This is a genomic window from Bacillus sp. FSL W8-0770, from assembly GCF_038008705.1.
Classification (GTDB): domain Bacteria; phylum Bacillota; class Bacilli; order Bacillales; family Bacillaceae_G; genus Bacillus_A; species Bacillus_A cereus.
In genome coordinates, this window is record NZ_JBBOZR010000001.1 from 3,971,864 (window position 1) to 3,997,005 (window position 25,142).

Consider the following 25,142-nt stretch of genomic DNA (forward strand, 5'->3'; position numbering starts at 1 on the left):
GTTTTGACGACTGATTACACATTATCTATAAAACACTTATATAGAATAACTCTCTTTTTCATACAATACAATATATTATACTACAGTTTCATCAGTAAGATTTGCCAAAAAAATTATTCTTTTCTTATTTTATATCCATATACCATATATCAGCAATGTATTTTCGTAAATTCCTAATACATAATCGTTTATTGTAAGATTACTGGGAAAGATATTTATACATATAGTAGGATGTAGATGAAGAAATAAGATAATAAAAAGCTCGCATAAGCGAGCTTTTTATTAATATACAGATGTATTATTTTCTGACATGTTTTCTAAAATTTCTTTAACACGTCCTAAGAACTTACCACAAATTAAACCATCAAGTACTCGGTGATCAAGTGATAAACATAAGTTAACCATATCACGAGCACCGAACATACCGTTATCCATAATTACTGGGCGTTTTACAATTGATTCAACTTGTAAAATAGCCGCTTGTGGGTAATTAATAATACCCATAGATTGAACAGAACCGAATGATCCTGTGTTATTAATTGTAAATGTTCCACCTTGCATTTCGTCTGCTTTTAACGATTTCGTACGTACTTTTCCTGCAAGTTCTGTAATTTCACGAGCGATACCTTTAATTGTTTTCTCGTCCGCTTGCTTAATTACTGGTACAAATAGTTCTTCCTCTGTTGCAACAGCGATAGAAAGGTTAATATCTTTCTTCTGAACAATTTTATCGCCAGCCCACATTGAATTAATTTGAGGATACTCTTTTAACGCTTGTGCTACTGCTTTTACGAAGAAAGCAAAGAACGTTAAGTTAAAGCCTTCACGCTTCTTAAAGTCACCTTTAATTGAGTTACGGTATGACACAAGGTTTGTCACATCTACTTCAATCATCATCCAAGCATGTGGTGCTTCGTGTTTACTACGTAACATGTTTGCTGCGATTGCTTTACGCACACCTGTTACTGGAATTTCGATATCTCCAGGCATTGTAGGTACAGAAACTGGTTTCGCAGCTTCTACTTTTTGCGCTACTGGTGCTGCTTTTGGTGCTTCTGGGCGAGCTTCTACTACTGCCGCTACAGCTTCCTCTTTCTTCGCCGCACCTGCTTGTGGGATATTTCCAGATTCCACTAGCTTTAAAATATCTTTACGAGTGATACGGCCGTTTGCTCCCGTACCTTCTACTAGATCTAAATCAACGTTATGCTCACCTGCAAGCTTTAACACAGCTGGTGAAAAACGTGGTTTTCCATCAGTTGGTTGTTTTACTTTCGGTGCTTTTTCAGACGTAGCTACTTCTGCCTTTGATTCTTCTTTTGTTTTTTCCTCAACAGCTGTTGCTGCTACTTCATCTGCGCCTTCTACTTGAATAACACAAACTACTTCACCTACAGCTAACGTATCACCTTCACCAGCGATTAACTCTTTCACAACACCCGTGAAAGAAGATGGTACTTCAGCATTTACTTTATCAGTCATTACTTCTGCAAGCGGATCATACTTATTTACGTGATCGCCAACATTAACGAGCCATTTACTAATTGTGCCCTCTGTAACGCTCTCCCCGAGCTGAGGCATTGTAATATTTTCTACAGCCATGTATAGTCCCCCCGATTAAAATTCCGCAAGTTCACGCATTGCTTTTTCAACTTTATCTGGATTTACCATAAAGAATTTTTCCATTGTTGGTGCATATGGCATTGCTGGAACGTCTGGACCTGCAAGACGTGCGATTGGCGCATCTAAATCAAATAGACAGTTTTCAGCGATAATTGCTGCCACTTCACTCATAATGCTTCCTTCTTTATTGTCTTCTGTTACAAGAAGAACTTTACCTGTTTTAGAAGCTGCTTCAATGATTGCTTCTTTATCTAATGGATATACAGTACGTAAATCAAGAATGTGTGCAGAGATGCCATCTTGTGCTAACTTTTCAGCCGCTTGAAGAGCAAAATGAACACATAATCCGTACGTGATAACTGTAATATCATCACCTTCACGTTTTACATCTGCTTTTCCGATTGGTAATACGTAGTCATCCTCTGGTACTTCACCTTTAATTAAACGATATGCACGTTTATGTTCGAAGAATAATACTGGATCTTCATCACGAATGGCTGCTTTTAATAAGCCTTTTGCATCATATGGTGTAGAAGGGATAACGATTTTTAAACCTGGTTGGTTTGCAAACATCGCTTCTACAGATTGTGAATGATACAATGCACCGTGAACACCCCCGCCAAATGGTGCACGGATTGTAACTGGACAAGTCCAATCATTATTAGAACGATAACGAATTTTTGCTGCCTCAGAAACAATTTGGTTTACTGCTGGCATGATGAAATCAGCAAACTGCATTTCAGCGATTGGACGCATACCATACATTGCTGCACCAATTGCTACCCCAGCAATTGCAGATTCTGCAAGCGGTGCATCAAGCGCACGATCTTCACCAAATTGATCATACAAACCGTGTGTCGCTTTAAACACGCCACCTTTTTTACCAACATCTTCTCCTAAAACGAATACTTTCTCATCGCGTTCCATTTCTTCGCGCATTGCTAATGTAATAGCATCAATATAAGACATTACAGCCATGAAACGTTCCCCCCTATTCTGCGTATACGTGCTTCAATGCATCTTCAGGTGCTGCATACGGAGCATTTTCTGCATATTCTGTTGCTTCATTTACGATATGCATAATTTCGTCTAACATTTGTTTTTCGGATTCCTCAGTTAACACACCAGCTTCTTTTAAATAAGCTGCGAATGTTATAATTGAATCTTTTTTCTTTGCTTCTTCTACTTCTTCTTTATCACGATAAACACGATCATCATCGTCACTAGAATGTGCTGTTAAACGATATGATACTGTTTCAATTAAAGTTGGTCCTTCACCACGACGACCGCGATCTGCTGCTTCTTTTACAGCTTTATATACTGCAAGTGGATCGTTTCCGTCTATTGTATATCCAGGCATACCGTAACCAATCGCACGATCTGATACGTTTTTACATGCTAATTGTTTTTCAACTGGAATAGAGATTGCATATTTGTTATTTTCACACATAAAAATAACAGGTAGTTTGTGTACACCAGCAAAGTTTGCCCCTTCATGGAAGTCACCTTGGTTTGAAGAACCTTCTCCAAATGTAACGAACGTTACTAAATCTTTCTTCTCCATTTTTCCAGCTAGTGCAATACCAACTGCATGTGGTACTTGTGTTGTTACTGGAGATGAACCTGTAACAATACGATTTTTCTTTTGACCGAAGTGACCAGGCATTTGACGACCACCAGAGTTTGGATCTCCAGCTTTCGCAAAAGCAGACAACATAAGCTCTTTAGCTGTCATACCAAATGCTAGTACAACACCCATATCACGGTAGTATGGTAATGCATAATCTTTCTCTCTATCAAGAGCGAACGCCGCTCCAACTTGTGCAGCCTCTTGTCCTTGACAAGAAATTACGAATGGAATTTTACCAGCGCGGTTTAATAACCACATACGTTCGTCAATTTTACGTGCAAGTAACATCGTACGGAACATTTCTAATACTTGCTCATCACTTAAGCCAAGCTCTTCATGGCGCTTTTCTTTTACTTCTGCCATTTTTCATAACCTCCTAAATCCACATTTTTATGCGTGTAACGCTCTTCCATCTACAGCAAGTGCTGCTTCACCAATCGCCTCAGATAATGATGGATGCGGATGAATTGTATGTGCTACTTCCCAAGGTGTTGCATCAAGTACTCTTGCAAGACCCGCTTCAGAAATCATATCTGTTACATGTGGTCCAATCATATGAACACCAAGAATGTCATTTGTCTCTTCATCAACTACAAGTTTTACGAAACCATCTGATTCTCCGTATACAAGTGCTTTTCCGATTGCGCGGAATGAGAACTTACCTACTTTTAACTTATAGCCTTTTTCTTTCGCTTCTTGTTCTGTTAAACCGACAGAAGCAACTTCTGGACTGCTATATACGCATTTTGATACCATAGAGTAATCAATTGGTGTAACTTCTTTCCCTGCAATATGTTCTACTGCAGCAATTCCTTCATGAGAAGCAACGTGAGCAAGTTGCAGGCCACCGATTACATCTCCAATTGCGTAAATATGCGATTCTTTCGTTTGATAAAACTCATTTGTTTGAATGTATCCTTTTTCCACAACGATATCTGTGTTCTCTAAGCCAATATTTTGCGTATTCGCTTGTCTTCCTACAGATACAAGCATTTTTTCTGCTTTAAATTCTTTATTTTCACCGTTGTGTTCAGCTTGGATTGTTACTCCATTATCTTTTACCAATGTTTCTGGTAATACTTTTGCACCAGTTACCACTTTAATACCTTTTTTCTTGAATAGACGTTGCATTTCTTTTGAAACGTCTTGATCTTCTAGTGGTAATATTGTTTTTGCATACTCTAATACTGTAACTTCTACACCGAAGTCAGCAAGCATAGATGCCCACTCAATACCGATTACACCGCCACCAACGATAATAATCGAACTAGGAAGCGTTTCCATTTTTAGAGCATGATCTGAAGACATTACGTACTCTCCGTCTAATTCTAAACCTGGTAATGAATTTGGACGAGAACCTGTTGCAATAAGTACATTTTTTGGAATTAACATTTCATTCTCTTCTCCACTTGCAAGTTCAACTGAAATTGTCCCTGGCATCGGAGAGAAAATAGATGGGCCAAGAATACGGCCAATACCTTCAAACACATCAATTTTACCTTGTTTCATTAAGTGTTGAACGCCTTTATGAAGCTGCGTTACAATCTTCTCTTTACGCTCTTGTACTTTCGCAAAGTTTAGTTCTACATTGCTTGCAATAACTCCGAACTCTTCGCTTTTTTTAGCAGTTGCATATACTTCCGCACTACGTAAAAGAGCTTTACTAGGGATACATCCTTTGTGTAAACAAGTACCACCAAGATTTTCTTTTTCGACTAGTGCAGTTTTTAACCCTAGTTGTGATGCACGAATTGCAGCAACATATCCACCAGTACCGCCGCCAACGATGACTAAATCATATTCTTTTGCCATTATCTCAACCCCTAGCTACCGTTTCTTTTTCACGTACAACGTATTCTTTTGGAGCTTCTTCTTCACGTAATACACGAAGTGCTCCTTCTGCTAACGCTTCTAACTCATCTTCGCCTGGATGTACGATAACATCTGCAATCCAGTCCACTCGCTCTTTTATTTCATCGACAAGAATTTTACTGTATGCCAGTCCACCAGTTAATACGATTGCATCGATTTTCCCGTGAAGTACAGCGCTAGCTCCGCCAATCTCTTTTGCAACTTGATATGCCATTGCTTTATAAATAAGAGTTGCTTCAGGATCACCTTTTTCAACCATTTTCTCTACTTTAATCGCATCATTTGTACCGATTAAACTTACAAGTCCACCTTGTCCGACAAGCTTTTTAATCATTTCATCTCGGTAATACTCACCAGAGAAACACATTTCTACTAGTTGCCCTACTGGTACTGTACCAGCACGCTCTGGACTAAATGGTCCTTCTCCGTTTAAACCGTTATTCACATCGATTACTCTTCCTTTTTTATGAGCACCAACTGTAATACCACCGCCCATATGTGTAACTAATAAATGTAAATCCTCATATTTGTGGTTTAACTGTTCGGCTACTTTACGAGCAACTGCTTTTTGATTTAATGCATGGAAGATACTTTTACGTTCCATACCAGCAATACCACTTATACGAGCAACTGGCTCCATCTCATCTACAACGACAGGATCCACAATAAATGCAGGAATGTTTAATCCAGAAGCAATTTCATATGCTAAAATGCCTCCAAGGTTTGAAGCGTGATGACCGCTAAACCCATTTTTTAAATCTTCTAACATCGCATCGTTTACTGTATACGTACCGCCTTCGATTGGACGAAGTAATCCACCACGTCCACAAACAGCGTTTAATTTTGAAATGTTAATACCATGAGAATGTAGAACTTCTAAAATCGTTTCTTTTCGAAACTCATATTGGTCGATAATTCGCTTGTATTTCCCAATCTGTTCTACGTCATGACGAATCGTTTCTTCTAAAACGGGTCTTTCATTATCAAAAACACCAATTTTTGTGGATGTACTACCTGGGTTAATAACAAGAATTCGATTTACAGACAATGTTGCTACCTCCACTAATAAATTCAAAAGGAAGTGGAAACCTCATAAGAGGTAACCACGCCTTTTGTAAAAGTTATATATGAATGATTAGCGACGGCTAATAATATCGTGACCGTTGCGTAAGTAAGTACTACGAGAATTTTTCAAGCTTGCAATGCGCTCTTCAGCTAGACGATCTGCCGCTACATAAGTTGCTATGCCATCGCGTTTTGAAATTTCGATTACTTTTGCAATTGTGTCATAAATAGACTCAACACGTTTTAGTGCACGTTCTCTATTGTATCCATATAATTCGTCTGCTACGTTAATTACGCCACCTGCATTAATTACATAATCTGGTGCGTATACAATACCCATTTCATGAATGATGTCACCGTGACGATTTTCTTTTAATTGGTTATTTGCAGAACCTGCGATTACTTTTGCTTTAAGTTGTGGAATAGTTTCATCATTAACTGTTGCGCCTAATGCACATGGTGCGTAAATATCGCATTCAACACCGTAAATTTCATTTGGTTCAACTGCTGATGCACCGAATTCTTCTACAGCACGTTGTACAGCTTCTTTATTAATATCTGTAACGATTAATTTTGCTCCTTCAGCGTGTAAATGTTTGCATAGGTGATATGCTACGTTACCAACGCCTTGAACAGCAATTACTTTTCCTTCTAAATTGTCAGTACCGAAAGCTTCTTTTGCAGCTGCTTTCATACCACGGTAAACACCGTATGCAGTTACTGGAGATGGGTTACCAGAAGAACCGAATGATGGTGAGATACCTGTTACAAAGTCAGTTTCTTCATGGATAATATCCATATCATCTACTGTTGTACCAACATCTTCAGCTGTAATGTAACGTCCGTTTAGTCCTTGGATATAACGTCCTAGTGCACGGAACATTGCTTCGCTCTTATCTTTACGAGGATCACCGATAATTACTGTTTTCGCACCACCTAAGTTTAAACCAGCTGCTGCGTTTTTGTATGTCATCCCTTTTGCAAGACGCAATGCATCTTCAATCGCCGCTTCTTCAGAATCATATGTCCACATTCTTGTTCCACCAAGAGCCGGTCCAAGTGTTGTATCATGAATTGCAATAATTGCTTTTAAACCAGATTCTTTATCTTGACAAAATACTACTTGCTCATAATCATATTTTTCTAAGTATTCGAAGATTTCTAATGTCATTGTCGTTTCCCCCTAATGTTTTACCCTTTTTGGTTTATTTTGAAGCAGTCGCAACTGCCAATGCTAATGAATATACTTTTGTTTCTGCTGAATCAGCACGAGATGTTAAAACAATCGGTGCTTTTGCGCCAGCAATCATTGCTCCTACTTTTGCATCCGCAAAGTATACGAGTGATTTATATAGCACATTTCCAGCTTCAATCGTTGGGACGAGTAAAATATCTGCCTTACCTGCTACATCACTTACTATGCCTTTATGCTCTGCTGCAATTTGTGATACTGCATTATCTAAAGCAAGTGGTCCATCAACGATACAATCTTTAATTTGTCCGCGGCGATTCATTTGTGTTAACATCGCTGCATCAATTGTCGCCTGCATCGCTGGATTCACAACTTCTACTGCTGCGATTGGTGCCACTTTGGGCAAGTCGATTCCTATTGCCTGGGCAACTTCTACAGTATTTTGTATAATAGCAGCTTTTTGTGTTACGTCAGGTGCGATGTTCATCGCTGCATCTGTAACGAAAATAAGACGGTCGTAATTTTGAACTTCAAATGCTGCTACATGTGAAAGTACGCTACCTTTACGTAGGCCCCACTCTTTGTTTAACACAGCCTTCAAAATATTCGCTGTTGGGATGTTCCCCTTCATAAGCACATCTGCTTCACCATTTCTCACAGCTTTAACAGAAAGTTCTGCAGCTTCAGCACTAGACATTGCTGCAATCACTTCAACATGTTCTGAAGTTTGTAAACCATGTTCTTGTAGCATCCCCATTATTTTTTCTTGATTTCCATATAGACGAAATTGAGCTAGCTGTAATTTAATTGCTTTCGCTACAGCTTCAATTACTTCATGATCTTCAGCTACTGCTACAGCCACAGTTTTTTTAGGCTTTCCTGCTGCTTGATCAATTAAGTATTCTAACTTCATATTTTGTAATCAACCCTTTCCGTCGTCCCTCGTCTATTTATAAAGCAAATACCGTGCCAACTTTTAAAAGTGGTCTTACCAATAATGAAAACGCATTCAAAATGCAGTAAAATCAATACTTTGGAAAATAACGAAAGATTCTGTCTTATTTTGTCGCTTTTTGTATACCATGCAATAAATTGCACGGTACGCAATTTATTGCATGCTATTTTTTGCATGGTCATACTTTTCTAGCTTGTAATATAAATTTCGAACGGAAATTCCTAACGCTTTTGCAGTTTGTGTTTTATTCCCATCAAATCTCTCCAAATATTCATAAATAATATTCCCTTCAAACTCTGTCACTAAATGTTCAAGTGGCTTTTCTTCTAATTCAGGTAATAAATGAGATTGCTTTGACTCCACCTGCTCTTCGTTATGTAATGGCGGTAAATGGTGTACATCAATATAGGTCTCGTTATAATTCATAAAGATAATAGCTCTCCCCAAAATATTTTCAAGTTCCCTCACATTTCCTGGCCATTCGTATGATTGTAAATATAAAACGGCTGAATCAGTGAGCCCTTCTACATTACGACCGTAATCTTGATTAATTTTTTGAATCAATCTGTCCGCAATTGTCGGTATATCTCCTTTACGTTGACGAAGAGATGGAATTTGAATTGGAATTTTATTTAATCGATAATATAAATCCTCCCTAAACTTCCCTTCTAGAATAGCCTTTTCTAAATTCACATGTGTCGCTGCAATTACTCGAACATTAATAGGTATCGCTTTCGTTCCACCAACTTTTACAATTTCTTTTTCCTGCAATACACGAAGGAGTTTCGCTTGTGTATTTGCAGACAACTCCCCTATTTCATCTAAAAAAATACTACCGTTATTCGCTTCCTCAAAGAACCCACGTTTCCCGCCTCTTTTCGCTCCAGAAAACGCCCCTTCCTCATAACCAAATAATTCACTTTCTAACAACGTCTCCGAAATGGCCGCACAGTTTACACGGACGAACTTATTGTATTTTCGATTACTTCCATTATGGATTGCATGTGCAAACAATTCTTTACCAGTCCCAGATTCCCCGCGTAACAGTACTGTTGCTGGTGTATTCGCTCCTAGCTTCGCCTGTTCGATAGCTGCCGTTGTTTCATCTGAATTTCCGACAATATCATCAAATGAATATTTCGCTTCTAATGTACGAATAATTTGCCTTGCTCTATTCAATTCATTTGTTAATTTTTGAATTTCCGACACGTCACGGATAACACCGACGCTTCCTTTCAATATTCCATCCACAATAACTGGTGCTACGTTTACAATTACATCTCGCTTTTTTTGCCCAATCTTCATATGTATTCCGCGCACCGCACGACGCGTTCGAAGTACTTTCATATGCATACTTTCGCCTTCTACAATATCAGTTGTAGCAGGCTTCCCAATAATATCTTCTTCTGTTAAACCCGTTAATTTCGTATATGCTGGGTTAATGACTAAACCTCTTCCTTTTTCATCCACAACCGAAATCGCTTCTTCAGATGAGTTAATAATTGCCTCTAATAGTGTTTGAATTTCTTTTAAGTCTGTAACTTCTTCCGCAAGATCTACAACTTCTGTTATATCTTTAAAAATTGCAAATGCCCCTTGTACCTCTCCTCCTTCTTTTAATATTGGAATACGCGTTGTAATAATTTTCTTTCCATTCTCTAATGTCAGTTCATAATTTACTTCTATTTGTTTCGTACGTATAATGCGAAGTAATTTACTAGTTGGAATGACTTCTAAAATATACTTTCCTATCGCCTCTTCTTTTTTATATCCGATAATACGCTCTGCACTTTTATTAAAAAGACGAACTTGTCCCTCTCGATCAATTACAATCATGCCGTCATGTGTAGAATTTAAAATTAATTCTCCTTGTTGCGTCTGTTCCTCTAACCGCCCAATTAGCCCTTCCTTCTCATGCGCTAATCCTGTAACAATTTTTGCGATATCACCTGGTATAAGAAGAGTGTCTTTTTTCTTTTTTTCTAATAAAACTTTATGTACATCATCTTCACCTGTCATATCAAATATTACATCGATATGCATAGAAAGAAATGGAGTTACACTTTCTCCAATTGCAATCCCGTATTCCTTAGCAATTTGTAGTCCTTTTGCCAACGGATTTATATCAATAATCCCTATAATTTGAAATATATTCGAACTTTGTAACAGATTCAGCAGCGCGCTCCCGCCTTCACCTGCACCAACAATTAATACTTTTTGTTTCATATATTACACTTCCTCTCGAAGTAACTCTGCAAATTTTTTCACACCCTTATCTTACTCGTTCAGCACCCTCTTGACAAACCCCCTTTCCGTATAACATCATTAAAATATACGAAATAATCTGAAAAGGAGCGTTATGTATGCAGCGTTACGTTGCTCTACTATTAGCACTCATCCCTATTTCATTAGCTGTGTTTGGTATAAAGTTAATGAGAGATACTGTATTCGGGATTCTATTTCCACAAATTTCCATACTGTGGTTACAATTTTTAATCGGCGCTCTCTGCTTCGCGCTCGGGTTTTATATCTTTGGTGGCTTCGTCTTGCACCGAGATCGCAAACGAAATAAAGTACAAGCTCGCTTTAGAAGATAGGAATGCCCCACTATTTATAAATAAAAAAATGAGACCGTTACACGCGGTCTCATTTTTTTATTGGCAATAACGTTCTTGCCGTTTCAGGGTAATCAGTAATAATCGCCGATATATTCATATCAAAATATTTACGCATAAGCGTTTCTTCATTAATTGTATAAGGGCGAACTTCTACACCACTTTCCATCGTTAGTTCGGCAATAGCATCTTGAAGATAACGATAATTCGGATGTACTGCTGTAGCCCCCATTTTTTTTGCGTATGCCCACGGACTATGCAAACCTTCGCGATATAAAATTGCTGTTTGAATATCAGGAGCCATCATATGGCACCGTTTCATACTGTAGTGATTAAACGAAGAAAATATAACACGATCCTCTAGACTAAATTTCCGTACAAGCGTTATAACTTCTTCCTCTAAACCTCTGTATGGAATTTTATTATTTTTAAGTTCAATATTAAGTAGCAAACTCGTTTGTTCAAGCCATTCTAATACCTCTTCTAAAAGTGGTATTTTACAAAAACCTACTTTATCACCAAATTTATAACTTGCATCTAACTTGCATAAGTCCTCATATACATAATTCCGAACCGCACCTTTTCCATTTGTTGTCCGGTCCACCGTTTCATCGTGAATGACGACAACTTTTCCATCTTTCGTTAATTGAACATCAAGTTCAATTCCATCCGCTCTAAAAGACTCAGCTGCTTCAAATGAAATCATTGTATTTTCTGGGTACGTTCCAGCCGCACCACGATGTGCAAATATAAGAGTCATCCTCACTCCCCCAATCTTATGCTATACTATACGAAAAAGGAGGTACTTCTATGAGACCATTACAAATCTCTCCAGATACTGCAGTCCGCTTATCAAAAGCACTAGGTGTTCCACTTGAACAACTCATGCATATGCCGCAGCACATTTTAATTCAAAAACTAGTTGAATTAGAAAAACAAAATAAAGACGAAGAATAATACAGTCCTGTTTTTTGCAGGACTTTTTATTATTTTCTATTATATCACGGATGCTTTTCCTACTAAAATCCTTTAACAGATGTACTACGATGTGATTTAGCCGTTCCTTCATCATTTAATAATGAATCACATCTTTTCTTTTTTGTTACACGTCATAAAGAAAGCAGACCATTTATTTATAAGTCCCCATTGCGTCCTAAAAACACGATCATAAAAAACTAGAAGCCCTTTATATTGTTTTTTATTGAACGTGCGGAGCATCCCCTGATTCGTATAGTTCTTTCGCTTTTTCCTACCCGAATGTAGTTAAAATATAATGTTGCTCTTCTAACGCATCCATTGCTCTAGTTGCTTTACAAACGCTATCTTCTTGAGCATCTGAGAAATAATTGTGATCTTCTACAATTTTACTAAAATCTTTTTTCGCCCATCTATCAGCAATTGCTAAAAGTTCATTTTTCTTCGCAAAGCTACTCTTATTTATAATTTCTTTTAATTTTTTAGTATTACTTTGAATCATTGGGATAGAGCCCGATTTTCGTTCTGCCACCACTTTTTGATGAGTCATGCGATGCATCGCTGTAATGACTTCGCTTTCAGTAGAATTTTCAGTAACATACACATCAACAAAGACCCCATCTACCTCTCTACCTACTATTGTTTGGTCTTCTTTTTTATCTATTTGAGCACTCACTTCTTTATCTACGGGATTATCTGCAAGTTCTAACATTCCAAATGTAACTGCAATAGCAAGAACTCCCATAGCTGCTACTATTCCTAGCCAAGTTGAAATTTTATTTTCCATTCCCCTTCTCCCTATCTATATCTATTTTATTGCCTTATAAAAAACTCACTTACATGTAATATTACTAAAAATAGGTTTTATTTTCCATACTATCAAATAATCTCTTTTTCCCAACAAAATAAAAAGACCAACGAATTATAACATTCATTGGTCTTTAAATAAAAAGTTCATTGGCTTTAAATTTGATATCGAGTATCAATTTCAAGAATTATTAAGCTTTACTAAAGCTTAAATCCCTTACTACTTTTACTCTCAACTAGCTTTATGTTCAAGTCTCAGCTTATCCGCAACCATTGCGATAAACTCAGAATTCGTAGGTTTTGCTTTTGACATGGATACTGTATAACCGAATAAGGACGAAATAGAATCAATATTCCCACGGCTCCAAGCTACTTCAATTGCGTGACGAATTGCGCGCTCAACACGGCTTGCTGTTGTATTATATTTCTTTGCGATATCTGGATACAATACTTTCGTAATCGATCCTAATAATTCGATATCATTGTATACCATGGAGATTGCTTCTCGTAAATACATATATCCTTTAATATGAGCGGGTACACCAATTTCATGAATGATACTCGTAATACTCGCATCTAAGTTTTTCGGTTTTCCATCTACTGTTGTGGCTGATCGGAATGATGGTAGTGGACGCTTAATCATAGTGTTTGCTTTACCACTCACTTGACGAATATGACTCGTTAAATTCTCCATATCAAATGGTTTTAATATGAAATATGAGGCACCTAAGTCAACTGCTTTTTTCGTCACATCTTCTTGGCCAAATGCTGTCAACATAATTACGCTAGGCTGTTTTAACCTTTCAATATGTCGCATTTTCTCCAATACAGCTAAACCATCTAAGTGTGGCATAATAATGTCTAAAACGAGTACATCAGGTTGCTTATCTGTTAATAAGTTTAAACACTCTTGACCATTATAAGCAGTACCAATTACTTCCATATCATCTTGAGCGGCTACATAGCTCTCTAACATTGATACTAGTTCTTTATTATCATCCACAAGACATACTTTAATTTTCTCCACAGCTTTTCCTCCCTTACCGAATCGATTCTCCGACATGTGTATCCTTCTAGGCTACATGAATTGTTCGACAATTGTGTGAAAATTCCCTTTTAAAGTTTCTTACTTTCCGATAAAATCACAAAAAAATATGTTTATCGTTCATTTATTCCCTTTCGCAACACATTCCATCATAGAAATACAACGAAACGTTCAACCCTTTCCTTTTATTTTACAACAAAAAACACCTCTTGCGGAGCTTTTACAAAATTTCAACGAATTTTTCAACAGAAAAAGCGAGCTAATAATATATATTAGCTCGCTTTTTTCTCTTGATCATAAATATTAATTCCAGCTTGATGTAACATCCATTCAATATGAACACCATATCCTGATGTTGGATCATTTACAAATACATGTGTAACAGCACCAATTACTTTTCCATTTTGTACAATTGGACTTCCGCTCATTCCTTGTACGATACCGCCCGTTTTCTCTAATAGACGTTTATCTGTTACTTTTATTACCATACCCTTTGTAGCTGGGAATTTTTGCTGCACTGTACTAACAACTTCAATATCAAACGCTTCTACTTTATCTTGATCAATAACTGTTAATATTTTTGCCGGTCCTTCTTTTACTTGATGAGATAATGCGATAGGCATTGCTTTATCCATTATACCGTTTTTCATATTCGTATTTAATTTTCCAAAAATACCATATGGACTATTAATTGTAATATTGCCAATCACTTCACGGTCTGGTGAGAATCTTGCTAATTTCTCCCCTGGATTCCCATGACTACCTCTTTCAATTGATGTAACTGTCGAGCGCATAATTTGTCCATCTTCGACTTGAATCGGCTTTTTCGTATCATTATCAGAAATAACATGACCAAGTGCCCCATATTTCATAGAATCTGGATGAACAAATGTCATCGTTCCAATTCCAGCTGCCGAATCACGGATATACAAGCCAATTCGATAAGACGATTCACCGTTGTCTTTTTGTGGAGTTAGCTTCGTACGAATATATTTTCCATCTCTTAACAATACAAGATTAAGCGGTTCACCTGTTTCTCCACTATTATGAATAAACGGTGCTACATCACTCATTCTTTCAATTGTTTTACCATTAATTTCAGTAATCATATCTCCAATTTGTACACCTGCTGTTTCACCAGGAGATATTTTACCTTTTTCAGTTTGAATTAAATGATGGCCTACAACAAGTACACCTTTTGTATTTAATTTCACACCAATTGATTGTCCACCTGGAATCACTTTAAAATCTTTTAACACTTTCACATTTACTTTTTTCACTGGAAAACCAGCAAGCTGAAATACCATATCAGCTTCACCATTTTGATGAGAATTTACCATAAGTCCTTGTTTTTGTTCATTCGAACTCACTGTAAATACATGACGATTTGTGGATGAAGCTTTGAAAACTGGTAATGATGATATTTCTGATTGTTGCCCTTCAAAAACAACAAGTTGTTTCGGTGATGAAATAAACGTTCGAAGCGGTTTAAAACATCCAATAAAAACTAAAGAAACAAGGAGACAAAGACCTATTATTTTTCGAAATTTTTCTAATTTCAACTTGTTCACTCTCCTCGCTCCTACCCCACATTCAGCCTCTTGGCTTCACTTTTTAATCTCTCCTTGCAGTGCTTTATTTATAACCGGAAGAATTAAGAAATCGTCATTTGAGAAAAAAAGCTATCCATTACTGGATAGCCTCTGCTGTCTGTTTAAAATGATGCGCTTGCGTAAGTAATTCTTTCGCATGCTCTGTCGTTAAATCTGTGATTTCCACACCAGAAATCATTCGAGCTATTTCTGTTACTTTATCCTCCATAGTTAAAACAGTAACTGATGTAATTGTCCGATCATTCGCTACTTGTTTTCGAATAAATAAATGTGAATCCGCCATTGAAGCTACTTGAGGTAAGTGCGTAATACAAAGTACTTGCGAGTTTACTGATACTCGATAAATTTTTTCCGCAATAGCCTGTGCGACCCGGCCACTTACACCCGTATCCACTTCATCAAAAATAACAGATGCAACCCCTTGATGCTTAGAAAAAATGCTTTTTAAAGCTAAAATGATACGAGATAACTCTCCGCCAGAAGCAACCTTTGAAAGTGGTTTTAGCGGCTCTCCTGGGTTCGTTGAAATATAAAATTCCACATGATCGTAACCATCCGCCGTAAGTCTTACCGGCGCACCTTCCACAAGGGGCTCTTCTGCATTTCCTTCTCTCTTCATAATTCTCACTTCAAATTTCGTTTTTTCCATATATAATTCTTTTAATTCCTGATGAATTGCATTTGTAAGGTGTTCTGCAAGCTCATGACGCATATTACTTAACAACGTTGCTTCTTTCATAATAACACTTTCTAATTCCTTCAACTGTTTCTTCGTCGTTTCAATATGAACGTCTTTATTTTCAATCGTAAAAATTTCCTGTTCAATTTTATCAGCATACGCTAAAATCTCTTCTACATTATTTCCATATTTTCTCTTTAGCATACGAATTTCATTCAAACGTGTTTCGATTTCATCTAAACGATTTGGATCATATTCCATCATATCGAGCTTTTCCCTCAGTTGATAGGCAACCTCTTCTAATAAGTAATAGCTATTTGCAATTGAATCATGATTCTCTTGATACATATCATCTAAATGTGTAATACTTTCCATTTGCCCCATTGCACTTCTTACATTATCTAATCCTTGTCCGTCGGCACTTAAAGAACGATATGCATCACCTAACGCTTTATAAATCTTTTCAAAATTAGAAATTTGCAATCGTTCCTCAGTTAATTCATTTTCTTCATCCATCTTTAAATCCGCCTTGCGAATTTCCTCGTGCTGAAATTGAATTAAATCTAAGCGATGTGCCATTTGTTGCTCATTTTCACTTAACGATTTCAATTGTTTTTTTAATTTTTCATAGTCAGCGTATACGTTTTGATATATGTCTAATTGTTTAACGATTCGATCCCCATCAAAGTGATCAAGCATAAACAGATGTCGTTCTTCATTCATTAAATCTTGCGTTTCGTGTTGTCCATGAATATCAACAAGTGTTTTCCCAATTTCTTTTAATATGCTAAGTGTAACAAGCTTCCCATTTACACGACATACACTCTTCCCGTTCGCAGCAATATCACGCTTTAAAATAATCATACCATCTTCTATTTCTATATCTAACTCTTCTGCCTTTTCAATACATGGATGCTTCTCATCTTCAACATAAAATAGCCCTTCAATCTCAGCCTTTTCTGTTCCATATCGAACAAATTCTGCTGACCCACGGCCACCTACAAGTAAACTAATTGCATCAATAATAATCGATTTTCCGGCCCCTGTTTCACCGCTTAAAACCGTTAAACCTTTTTGAAAAGAAATATTTAATGCTTCAATAATAGCAAAGTTTCTAATCGATAATTCCGATAACAATGCCCCATTCACCTCGTTATAAAATAATCCCTTACTAAAGGATTTTCTCAGTTCTTCATTCAAATAATCATGCTATATATTTGTATGTATATACTCTTCTAACCCGCTTCATTGTACCAAACATTTGTTTTACGGGTCAATCCATCTATTTTTTAACTTTATGCAAACAAAATATTATATTACAATTGAAAATTCATATTTTTAACCAATAAAAATATCTTGTTCACTTTCCACTTTACGATGGAAAGCAAACAAGATTTTTTGTTACAACATATTTAAGAAACGATCAGAGACAACACCTGTATCGTCAGGTGTACGGCAAATAATTAAGCAAGTATCATCACCACAGATGGTTCCGATGATCTCATCCCACTCTAAATGATCAATAAGTGCTCCAAGTGAATGAGCGTTACCAGGCAATGTTTTTAGCACAAGCATATGTCCTGCCGTGTCTAATTTTACAAATGAATCCACTAGATTTCGTTTTAATTTTTGTAACGGGTTAAATCGTTGATCTGCTGGCAAGCTATATTTATAGCGCCCATCATGTAATGGCACCTTCACTAAGTGCAGTTCTTTAATATCGCGCGATACTGTTGCTTGCGTTACATTAAATCCCTCATTACGTAAAATATCAACTAATTCATCTTGTGTTTCAATTTCTTTGTTTGCAATAATTTCCCTGATTTTAATATGGCGCTGACCTTTATTCATACATTTGCACCTCACACTATCTCTTACCATAGTTTAAACATTGGTATACTTCACTTATTTATGTTAACTTATAATTCGTTTCTTGTACACAATTGTTTTTACAATCATTATACAATTACAGCAAAAAGAGGAACAACATATGTTATTCCCCTTTCCCTTTTTGTTTTAGAACGTCATGCGCTTCTGTAACAACTTGCTCTATAGAAATCGGAGAATGATTTTCGCCATTCTCACGTTCACCATGCCATTTCAGATGAATTAAAAATTCAATATTACCATCCCCACCCGTAATTGGTGAGAATGTTAAACCTTCCACATCATAGCCTTCTTTTAAAGCAAACTCGACAATCATTTCTACAACAGCTTCATGTACTTTTCTATCACGAACGATACCTTTTTTCCCAACTTGCTCTCTTCCAGCTTCAAACTGCGGTTTAATTAACGCTGCTACATCTCCGTTAGGCATAAGCATTGTTTTTAAAACTGGCAGTATAAGCTTTAATGATATAAATGAAACATCAATACTTGCAAATTGAGGTAAACCACGTTCTAAGTCTGCTGGTGTCACGTAACGGAAGTTTGTTCGTTCCATTACAACAACACGCTCATCTTGACGTAATTTCCACGCTAGTTGATTGTATCCTACATCTAATGCATAAGATAATTTCGCTCCATTTTGAAGCGCGCAATCTGTAAAGCCACCAGTTGATGAACCAATATCTATCATAACTTTATCTTGTAAATCAAGATGAAATGTCTCTAATGCCTTTTCAAGTTTATAACCACCACGACTTACATACGGCATAACTTGTCCCTTCACCGTAATCTCAGTATCTTGCGAGATTTTCTCTCCTGGTTTATCAAGTCTCATCTCATTTGCATATACGAGTCCGGCCATAATGGCGCGCTTTGCTTTCTCACGCGTTTCTATAAGTCCTCGCTCTACTAATAGTACATCTACTCTTTCTTTTTTTACGCTCATTTGTTACGCCCTTTTTTGTTTTGATGGAATCATTGTATGAATACGGTCTACAACAGCATCTGTCGTTAAACCAATTTCTTCTAATAATTTTGTTACACTTCCGTGCTCTATGAAGCGGTCTGGAATACCCATTCGTTCAACTAATGCACTATGGTAACCATTTTCAGATGCAAATTCAACTACTCCTGTTCCAAAACCACCGATTAAACAAGCTTCTTCAATCGTTAAAATCGGTATATTCTTTCCTAGAAGATCATGTAAATATGCTTCATCCATTGGTTTAATAAAGCGAGCATTCACTACTTTCACTGAAACCCCAGCTTTTTCAAGACGCTCAGCTGCTTCCATTGCCATTGGTATTGTCGTACCAAACGTTAAAATAGCTGCTTGTGTCCCCTCTTTTAACGTCTCCCACGTACCGATTGGAATCGCCTTTAATTCTTTATCCATATGAACGCCAAGTCCATTACCGCGAGCATAACGCAATGCGATTGGTCCATCTTCATATTGCATCGCCGTATAAACTAAATGTTGCCCTTCATTTTCATCTTTCGGCATCATAAGCACCATATTCGGCAAGTGACGTAAGAATGAGATATCAAATACGCCTTGATGCGTTTCACCATCTGCTCCTACTAATCCCGAGCGATCTATTCCGATGAAAACATTTAAATTTTGGCGGCATATATCATGAACAACTTGGTCATATGCTCTTTGTAAAAATGTTGAATAAATCGCTAAGAATGGCTTCATTCCTTGCGTTGCCATACCTGCTGCCATTGTTGTAGCATGCTGTTCTGCAATACCTACATCAATCATACGATCTGGGAATTCTTTTTGGAATTTCTCAAGTTTTGATCCAACAGGCATTGCAGGTGTAATTGCTACGATACGCTCATCCGCTCTCGCTAGCTTAAGTACTGTTTCACTAACGACAGCACTCCATGCTGGTGCAACTTCTTTCGGCTTAACGAAGTCACCTGATTCAATTTTATAAGGTCCTGTTCCATGCCAAGTTCCAATAACGTCACTCTCAGCCGGTTTATAACCTTTTCCTTTTTTCGTAATAACGTGAACAAGCACTGGGCCTTTTGTTTTCTTTGCATATTGCAACGTTTCGAATAACTTTTCATAATCATGCCCATCGACTGGACCTAAATATGTAAAGCCTAACTCTTCGAAAAAGACACCAGATACTAGTAAATATTTAAGACTATCTTTTATTTTCTCTGCTGTCGCAGCCACTTTCCCGCCAACTGCTGGGATTTTCTTTAATATATACTCTAATTCATCTTTTACCCAGTGATATTTTCCTGCGGTACGTAAACGACCGAGCACATTATGAAGCGCACCAACGTTTGGTGCAATTGACATTTCATTATCATTCAAAATAACAATCATGTCTGTTTTTTCATGTCCAATATGGTTCAATGCCTCTAAAGCCATTCCGCCTGTTAAAGCACCATCTCCAATAATTGGTATAACATATTCTTTCGTTTTCTTTAAATCACGTGCCAGAGCCATTCCCATTGCAGCCGATAACGAAGTCGAGCTATGACCAGTTTCCCATACATCGTGCTCACTCTCGCAACGTTTCGGGAAACCACATAGACCTTGATATTGCCTTAATGTACCAAACTCTTTCGCACGTCCAGTTAAAATTTTATGTACATAGGATTGATGTCCTACATCCCATAAAAATTTATCTTGCGGGCTATCAAATAATTTGTGCAGAGCAATTGTGAGTTCTACTACACCTAAATTAGGTGCAATATGTCCACCTGTTTGAGAGAGCTCTTCAATTAAAAACTTACGAATATCCTCACTCAATCCCTCTAGTTCACTGATAGACATATCTTTCAAAAAACTAGGGTTTTGAATTTGCGTTAGATCCACATGGATCACTCACTTTCATTTCATAATCTGTCAACATGTCAAATATTATAAAAAACATTTACACAAAACAAGAAATTCTCTTTTCTATTTTTCGTCTTGTCCCGCTATTAACCAGTCTATTGCGCCCTAATCCTATTATAAACCATATTTCTTTAGGCGATGAAAAAAATAGCCGCTAACACGAAGTGATAACGGCAATGTAATCTACATATATTTTTGCCAATAACAAGAAAAGAAAAACCTTTTCCTACATTTATATCATAAAATGATGAATGACTCAACAAATGAAAACGCTGTTATATTAGTTATTACGTTTTGCAATCAAATCACAAATAGATAGTAAATATTCATCTTGTAATTGCAAGGAACTAATCGCACCTTTTGCTTCTGCAATTGTTTCTTCTAAAATATCCTTTGCTCTATCTACAGTAAACAACGTTGTATATGTGCTCTTTTCATTAGAAAGATCGCTACCAATCGGTTTTCCAATCTCTTCTTCAGTTCCTTCGACATCTAAAATATCATCTCGAATTTGGAAAGCTAGACCGATATATTTGGCAAACGTAAGCAACTTTTCTTCTTGCTCTTCTGTCGCATCAGAAAGTATCGCACCCGCAAGTACAGCAAATTCAAGCAGTTTTCCGGTCTTATGTTTATGGATGTACTCCAATTCATCAATCGTAAGGCGTTTCCCTTCAGCTTCCATATCTGCCACTTGTCCGCCAACCATTCCTTCTGGTCCTGCTGCTTTTGCAAGTTCAAGTACAAGTCTTACTTTTTTTTCGGCAGAAATTTCTTTTTGCTCATATGCCATAATAACTTGAAAAGCATACGTCAATAAGCCATCTCCTGCTAAAACTGCCATCGCTTCACCAAATACTTTGTGATTTGTGGGCTTTCCTCTTCTTAAATCATCATCATCCATACAAGGTAAATCATCATGAACTAATGAATATGTATGAATCATTTCAAGAGCACAAGCTGCACCTACTCCAAGATTTCTTTCTTTCCCAAACGCTTGTAATGTTGCAAACAAAAGTAACGGGCGGAGACGTTTTCCACCCGCTTCCAAAGAATATGCCATCGCTTCACGAAGTACATTTGGACATTGTAATTCATTTGCATAGCTTACAAGTTTTTCTTCTACGAAAGTTTTACTTTCTTTCAAAAAAGTATCAAAAGCAATCGTCACTATGCTTCATCTCCTAAAGCAGTAAACGGTTCAAGCTCTCCATCTTCCCCAAGAATAACTGCCATTTGTTCTTGTACATTCTTCAGCTTCTCATCACAAAGCTTAGATAATTCCATACCTTCTTTAAAATAAGAAATCGCTTCTTCTAAAGGTACGTCACCTTGTTCTAGCTTAGAAACAAGATGCTCAAGTTGCGAAATTGCCTCTTCAAAGCTTAATTTATTTTCCATTATTCAATTCACGCTCCTCTATGCCTGATACGCTACAATCTAGTATTCCATCTTGTAATTGAACTGAAACAGCATCTCCAAGGCTTACATCTTTCACACTTTTTAACACTTGCTTCTCTTCATCATATACAAGCCCGTACCCTCTCATCATTACTTTAAGCGGACTTAACGCTTCAAGTTTTTGAGCAGCTCTTACAAAGGCAAATTCTTTCGTTTGAAGTAACGTTTGCATTTCACGTTGTAATTGCTTTTGCAACGTTTCAACAGCTACCTTCGTTTGCATAATTTTTTGAGATGGGTGGTGCTTCTCTAAATAAAATGAAAGTTGCTTTAACTGATTCACCTTTTTATCAATATAGCGCTCTTTCGCTAAAACAAGCTGTTCTAGCGCTCTATCTAATTGCTCTTCCTTTTGCTCATATACTTGTCTTGGATAACGGAACGCATACGATTTTTGCAACACTTGTAGTTTTTCTTCTTTTTTATGTACTAACTCTCTCATTGCTCTTTGCAATCTCAGAGTTCTTTGTAATACCTTTTCTTGTAACTCTATAATGTTAGGTGCTGCCAGCTCAGCTGCTGCAGTCGGTGTTGGCGCGCGTAAATCTGCAACAAAATCTGCGATTGTAAAATCCGTTTCATGGCCTACTGCCGAAATAATAGGAATTTCACTCTTAAAGATTGCTCTTGCAACCATTTCCTCATTGAAAGCCCATAATTCCTCAATAGAACCTCCACCACGACCAACGATTAGTACATCTATCTCTCCCATTTCATTCGCTGTACGAATCGCTTGTACAATCGAGGGAGCCGCTGACTCCCCTTGTACAAGTACCGGAAATACAATAACATTCCCAATTGGATAACGACGTTTAATCGTTGTTATAATATCACGAATCGCTGCTCCTGTTGGCGACGTAATCACACCTATTGTTTTAGCGTAAGGAGGAATCGCTTTTTTATAAACTTGAGAAAAAAGTCCTTCTTCTTCTAAACGAACTTTTAACTGTTCGTACGCTAAATGTAAATTCCCGACTCCGTCAGGCTGCATGTCTTGAATATAAATTTGATAAGAACCACTCGCCTCGTAAACAGAGATTTTCCCTTTCACGAGTACCTTCATCCCATTTTCAGGTTTGAATTTAATATTACGATTATGGCCCGCAAACATAACCGCTGCGATTCTTGCATTTTCATCTTTCAATGTAAAATACATGTGGCCACGGCTATGATTTTTAAAGTTGGAAATTTCACCTTTTAACCAAACAGACTGCAAATGCGGATCATATTCTATTTTTGTTTTTATATAGCGTGTTAACGCTGTAACGGTTAAATATTGCTTCTCCATTTCTCTCTCCTCATAGCCGACTCAAATTATTTACAAACGACACCTGCACGTTTGGCAGATTCAACAGTATTATGAAGAAGCATTGTGATTGTCATTGGACCAACACCCTTTGGCACAGGTGTAATGTAACCCGCAACATCTAACACGTTGTCAAAGTCAACATCACCACAAAGTTTTCCTGTTTCTAAACGGTTAACACCAACGTCAATTACAACCGCTCCTTCTTTAATATAATCCGCTGTTATCATTTTAGGTCGTCCAACAGCTACGATTAAAATATCAGCTAACTTCGATAACTCTTTCATATTTTGCGTCTTAGAATGACAATATGTTACAGTGGCATTTTCATTTAAAAACAATTGTCCCACTGGTTTACCGACAATATTACTTCTTCCAATTACCACTACATGTTTTCCAGAAATATCAAGATTTGTTTCTTTTACTAATTCTACAATACCATGCGGTGTACATGGAAGGAATGTATCTTGTCCCGTCATCATACGTCCCACGCTGATTGGGTGAAATCCGTCTACATCCTTTTCTGGTGAAATTCTTTCAATGATAGCTTTTTCTTCAATATGTTTTGGTAAAGGTAATTGCACTAATATGCCATTAATACGGTCATCGCCATTTAAGCGATCGATTTCAGCAAGCAAACGTTCCTCAGTAATTGTTTCAGGAAGTTCAATTAGCTCTGAGTAAATCCCTACTTGTTCACAGCCTTTTTCTTTTCCTTTCACATAAGAACGAGATGCTGGATCTTCTCCAACTAAAATAACTGCTAATCCTGGTACAATACCTTGCTCTTTCAACTTCACAACTTCTTCTGTTAATTGTGCTCGTTTTTTCTCCGCAACTTCATTTCCTTTGATGATTACTGCTACCATTTTAAGATTCCCCCTTAAAGAATTTACAGTGTATCTTTTATATTAGATAAAACGCCGTTAATAAAACGACGAGATTCCTCATCCCCAAATGTTTTTGCAATTTCAATTGCTTCGTTAATTGTTACGTTGTGTGGAATTTCTTCCATGTACTTCATTTCATACACAGCTACACGTAAAATACTGCGATCAACAATACTAATACGCTCAAGCTTCCACTTTTTTAAGTTTTGACGAATCGCTTCATCGATTGCTTCTTTATTTTCTACAAAACCTACTACAAGTGACTCTAGAAACTCATTTGTTTCTTCGCCTTCATCCAGCGTGTTTTCCACTGCTACTTTCGGTTCTAATTCACCTGTAATATCCATTTGGTATAATGCTTGCATTGCTCTTTCTCTAGCCGTCCTACGTTTCATTGTAACTCTCCTTTATGCTTCAAGTCTTTCCTTATACTTTGTTATATTATTATAATTTATAAGCCGTCAATTCACTTACTCTTACAGTTTTCATTGATTTTCCAACCTTATAATACAATGATAATAACACAATTTATCGTTTCACACACGGGTTACAAGGCTGAAAAATAATAAAAAGATTAACTTCAAGTTCCATATCTTATCACAATGTACGTTTTTTGGAAAAACGACACATTTTCTTGTTTATTTCTTATTTTTTGAAATAGTAT

General features: G+C 37.0%; 23 protein-coding genes. 2 read left to right on the plus strand and 21 right to left on the minus strand.

Annotation, left to right across the window (positions count from 1 at the left end; translation table 11 throughout):
- Positions 1-282 precede the first annotated feature (282 nt).
- The 8 genes from NST27_RS20360 to NST27_RS20395 all read right to left on the minus strand — a co-directional run bounded on the left by NST27_RS20360 (position 283) and on the right by NST27_RS20395 (position 10,563).
- A complete protein-coding gene (locus NST27_RS20360; protein WP_000257681.1) occupies positions 283-1,602 on the minus strand; it encodes a dihydrolipoamide acetyltransferase family protein in 1,320 nt (439 codons plus the stop codon).
- Between the two features lie 15 nt (positions 1,603-1,617).
- The gene (bfmBAB, locus tag NST27_RS20365; RefSeq protein WP_000290071.1) at positions 1,618-2,601 is read right to left on the minus strand and encodes a 3-methyl-2-oxobutanoate dehydrogenase subunit beta; all 984 of its coding nucleotides are present in this window, start codon (positions 2,599-2,601) and stop codon (positions 1,618-1,620) included.
- Positions 2,602-2,614: 13 nt separating this feature from the next.
- Positions 2,615-3,616 carry a 3-methyl-2-oxobutanoate dehydrogenase subunit alpha gene (gene bfmBAA, locus NST27_RS20370; protein WP_000852551.1) on the minus strand — a complete coding sequence of 334 codons (1,002 nt, stop codon included), beginning with the start codon at positions 3,614-3,616 and terminating at the stop codon, positions 2,615-2,617.
- A gap of 27 nt (positions 3,617-3,643) precedes the next feature.
- The gene (gene lpdA, locus NST27_RS20375) at positions 3,644-5,065 is read right to left on the minus strand and encodes a dihydrolipoyl dehydrogenase (RefSeq protein ID WP_001051289.1); all 1,422 of its coding nucleotides are present in this window, start codon (positions 5,063-5,065) and stop codon (positions 3,644-3,646) included.
- 4 nt (positions 5,066-5,069) lie between these two features.
- Positions 5,070-6,173 (minus strand): butyrate kinase, encoded by a 1,104-nt coding sequence (buk, locus tag NST27_RS20380; protein ID WP_047386789.1) that lies wholly within the window; start codon positions 6,171-6,173, stop codon positions 5,070-5,072.
- A gap of 87 nt (positions 6,174-6,260) precedes the next feature.
- On the minus strand, positions 6,261-7,361 hold the full coding sequence (locus tag NST27_RS20385; protein ID WP_000171357.1) for a leucine dehydrogenase: 1,101 nt from the start codon (positions 7,359-7,361) through the stop codon (positions 6,261-6,263).
- Between the two features lie 34 nt (positions 7,362-7,395).
- A complete protein-coding gene (gene yqiS, locus NST27_RS20390) occupies positions 7,396-8,295 on the minus strand; it encodes a phosphate butyryltransferase (protein WP_000764670.1) in 900 nt (299 codons plus the stop codon).
- A 195-nt stretch (positions 8,296-8,490) separates the two neighbouring features.
- On the minus strand, positions 8,491-10,563 hold the full coding sequence (locus tag NST27_RS20395) for a sigma-54 interaction domain-containing protein (protein WP_000810974.1): 2,073 nt from the start codon (positions 10,561-10,563) through the stop codon (positions 8,491-8,493).
- A gap of 137 nt (positions 10,564-10,700) precedes the next feature.
- Here NST27_RS20395 and NST27_RS20400 point away from each other — a divergent pair, with 137 nt between their 5' ends.
- Positions 10,701-10,934 carry a DUF2627 domain-containing protein gene (locus tag NST27_RS20400; RefSeq protein WP_061661820.1) on the plus strand — a complete coding sequence of 78 codons (234 nt, stop codon included), beginning with the start codon at positions 10,701-10,703 and terminating at the stop codon, positions 10,932-10,934.
- A gap of 49 nt (positions 10,935-10,983) precedes the next feature.
- On the opposite strand, the gene NST27_RS20405 is transcribed toward NST27_RS20400, so the two are convergent.
- Positions 10,984-11,712 (minus strand): glycerophosphodiester phosphodiesterase, encoded by a 729-nt coding sequence (locus NST27_RS20405; RefSeq protein WP_000172580.1) that lies wholly within the window; start codon positions 11,710-11,712, stop codon positions 10,984-10,986.
- Positions 11,713-11,762: 50 nt separating this feature from the next.
- Here NST27_RS20405 and NST27_RS20410 point away from each other — a divergent pair, with 50 nt between their 5' ends.
- On the plus strand, positions 11,763-11,909 hold the full coding sequence (locus tag NST27_RS20410) for a YycC family protein (RefSeq protein ID WP_001247671.1): 147 nt from the start codon (positions 11,763-11,765) through the stop codon (positions 11,907-11,909).
- 292 nt (positions 11,910-12,201) lie between these two features.
- On the opposite strand, the gene NST27_RS20415 is transcribed toward NST27_RS20410, so the two are convergent.
- The 12 genes from NST27_RS20415 to nusB all read right to left on the minus strand — a co-directional run bounded on the left by NST27_RS20415 (position 12,202) and on the right by nusB (position 24,873).
- Positions 12,202-12,714: a PRK06770 family protein gene (locus tag NST27_RS20415; RefSeq protein ID WP_052133340.1), complete on the minus strand. Its 513-nt coding sequence runs from the start codon at positions 12,712-12,714 to the stop codon at positions 12,202-12,204.
- A gap of 252 nt (positions 12,715-12,966) precedes the next feature.
- The gene (gene spo0A, locus NST27_RS20420) at positions 12,967-13,761 is read right to left on the minus strand and encodes a sporulation transcription factor Spo0A (RefSeq protein WP_021727703.1); all 795 of its coding nucleotides are present in this window, start codon (positions 13,759-13,761) and stop codon (positions 12,967-12,969) included.
- 290 nt (positions 13,762-14,051) lie between these two features.
- Positions 14,052-15,350 carry a SpoIVB peptidase gene (spoIVB, locus tag NST27_RS20425; protein WP_002098091.1) on the minus strand — a complete coding sequence of 433 codons (1,299 nt, stop codon included), beginning with the start codon at positions 15,348-15,350 and terminating at the stop codon, positions 14,052-14,054.
- 118 nt (positions 15,351-15,468) lie between these two features.
- On the minus strand, positions 15,469-17,208 hold the full coding sequence (gene recN, locus NST27_RS20430; RefSeq protein ID WP_047386797.1) for a DNA repair protein RecN: 1,740 nt from the start codon (positions 17,206-17,208) through the stop codon (positions 15,469-15,471).
- Positions 17,209-17,472: 264 nt separating this feature from the next.
- Entirely contained in the window at positions 17,473-17,922 is a 450-nt protein-coding gene (gene argR / locus NST27_RS20435; protein ID WP_001032580.1) for an arginine repressor ArgR, read from the minus strand.
- Between the two features lie 142 nt (positions 17,923-18,064).
- Positions 18,065-18,904, minus strand: coding sequence for a TlyA family RNA methyltransferase (locus NST27_RS20440; protein WP_000111874.1), 840 nt, complete (start codon positions 18,902-18,904; stop codon positions 18,065-18,067).
- Positions 18,905-18,907: 3 nt separating this feature from the next.
- Entirely contained in the window at positions 18,908-20,800 is a 1,893-nt protein-coding gene (dxs, locus tag NST27_RS20445) for a 1-deoxy-D-xylulose-5-phosphate synthase (RefSeq protein WP_000366454.1), read from the minus strand.
- Between the two features lie 301 nt (positions 20,801-21,101).
- On the minus strand, positions 21,102-21,992 hold the full coding sequence (gene ispA, locus NST27_RS20450) for a (2E,6E)-farnesyl diphosphate synthase (RefSeq protein WP_000150374.1): 891 nt from the start codon (positions 21,990-21,992) through the stop codon (positions 21,102-21,104).
- A complete protein-coding gene (gene xseB, locus NST27_RS20455) occupies positions 21,992-22,222 on the minus strand; it encodes an exodeoxyribonuclease VII small subunit (protein WP_000428423.1) in 231 nt (76 codons plus the stop codon). Before xseB ends, ispA begins: the two co-directional genes overlap by 1 nt.
- Positions 22,212-23,570: an exodeoxyribonuclease VII large subunit gene (xseA, locus tag NST27_RS20460; RefSeq protein WP_000415249.1), complete on the minus strand. Its 1,359-nt coding sequence runs from the start codon at positions 23,568-23,570 to the stop codon at positions 22,212-22,214. The genes xseB and xseA overlap by 11 nt, the downstream gene beginning before the upstream one ends.
- A gap of 26 nt (positions 23,571-23,596) precedes the next feature.
- Positions 23,597-24,457: a bifunctional methylenetetrahydrofolate dehydrogenase/methenyltetrahydrofolate cyclohydrolase FolD gene (folD, locus tag NST27_RS20465; RefSeq protein WP_000226732.1), complete on the minus strand. Its 861-nt coding sequence runs from the start codon at positions 24,455-24,457 to the stop codon at positions 23,597-23,599.
- A 23-nt stretch (positions 24,458-24,480) separates the two neighbouring features.
- A complete protein-coding gene (gene nusB / locus NST27_RS20470; RefSeq protein ID WP_000830247.1) occupies positions 24,481-24,873 on the minus strand; it encodes a N utilization substance protein NusB in 393 nt (130 codons plus the stop codon).
- Positions 24,874-25,142: the final 269 nt, after the last annotated feature.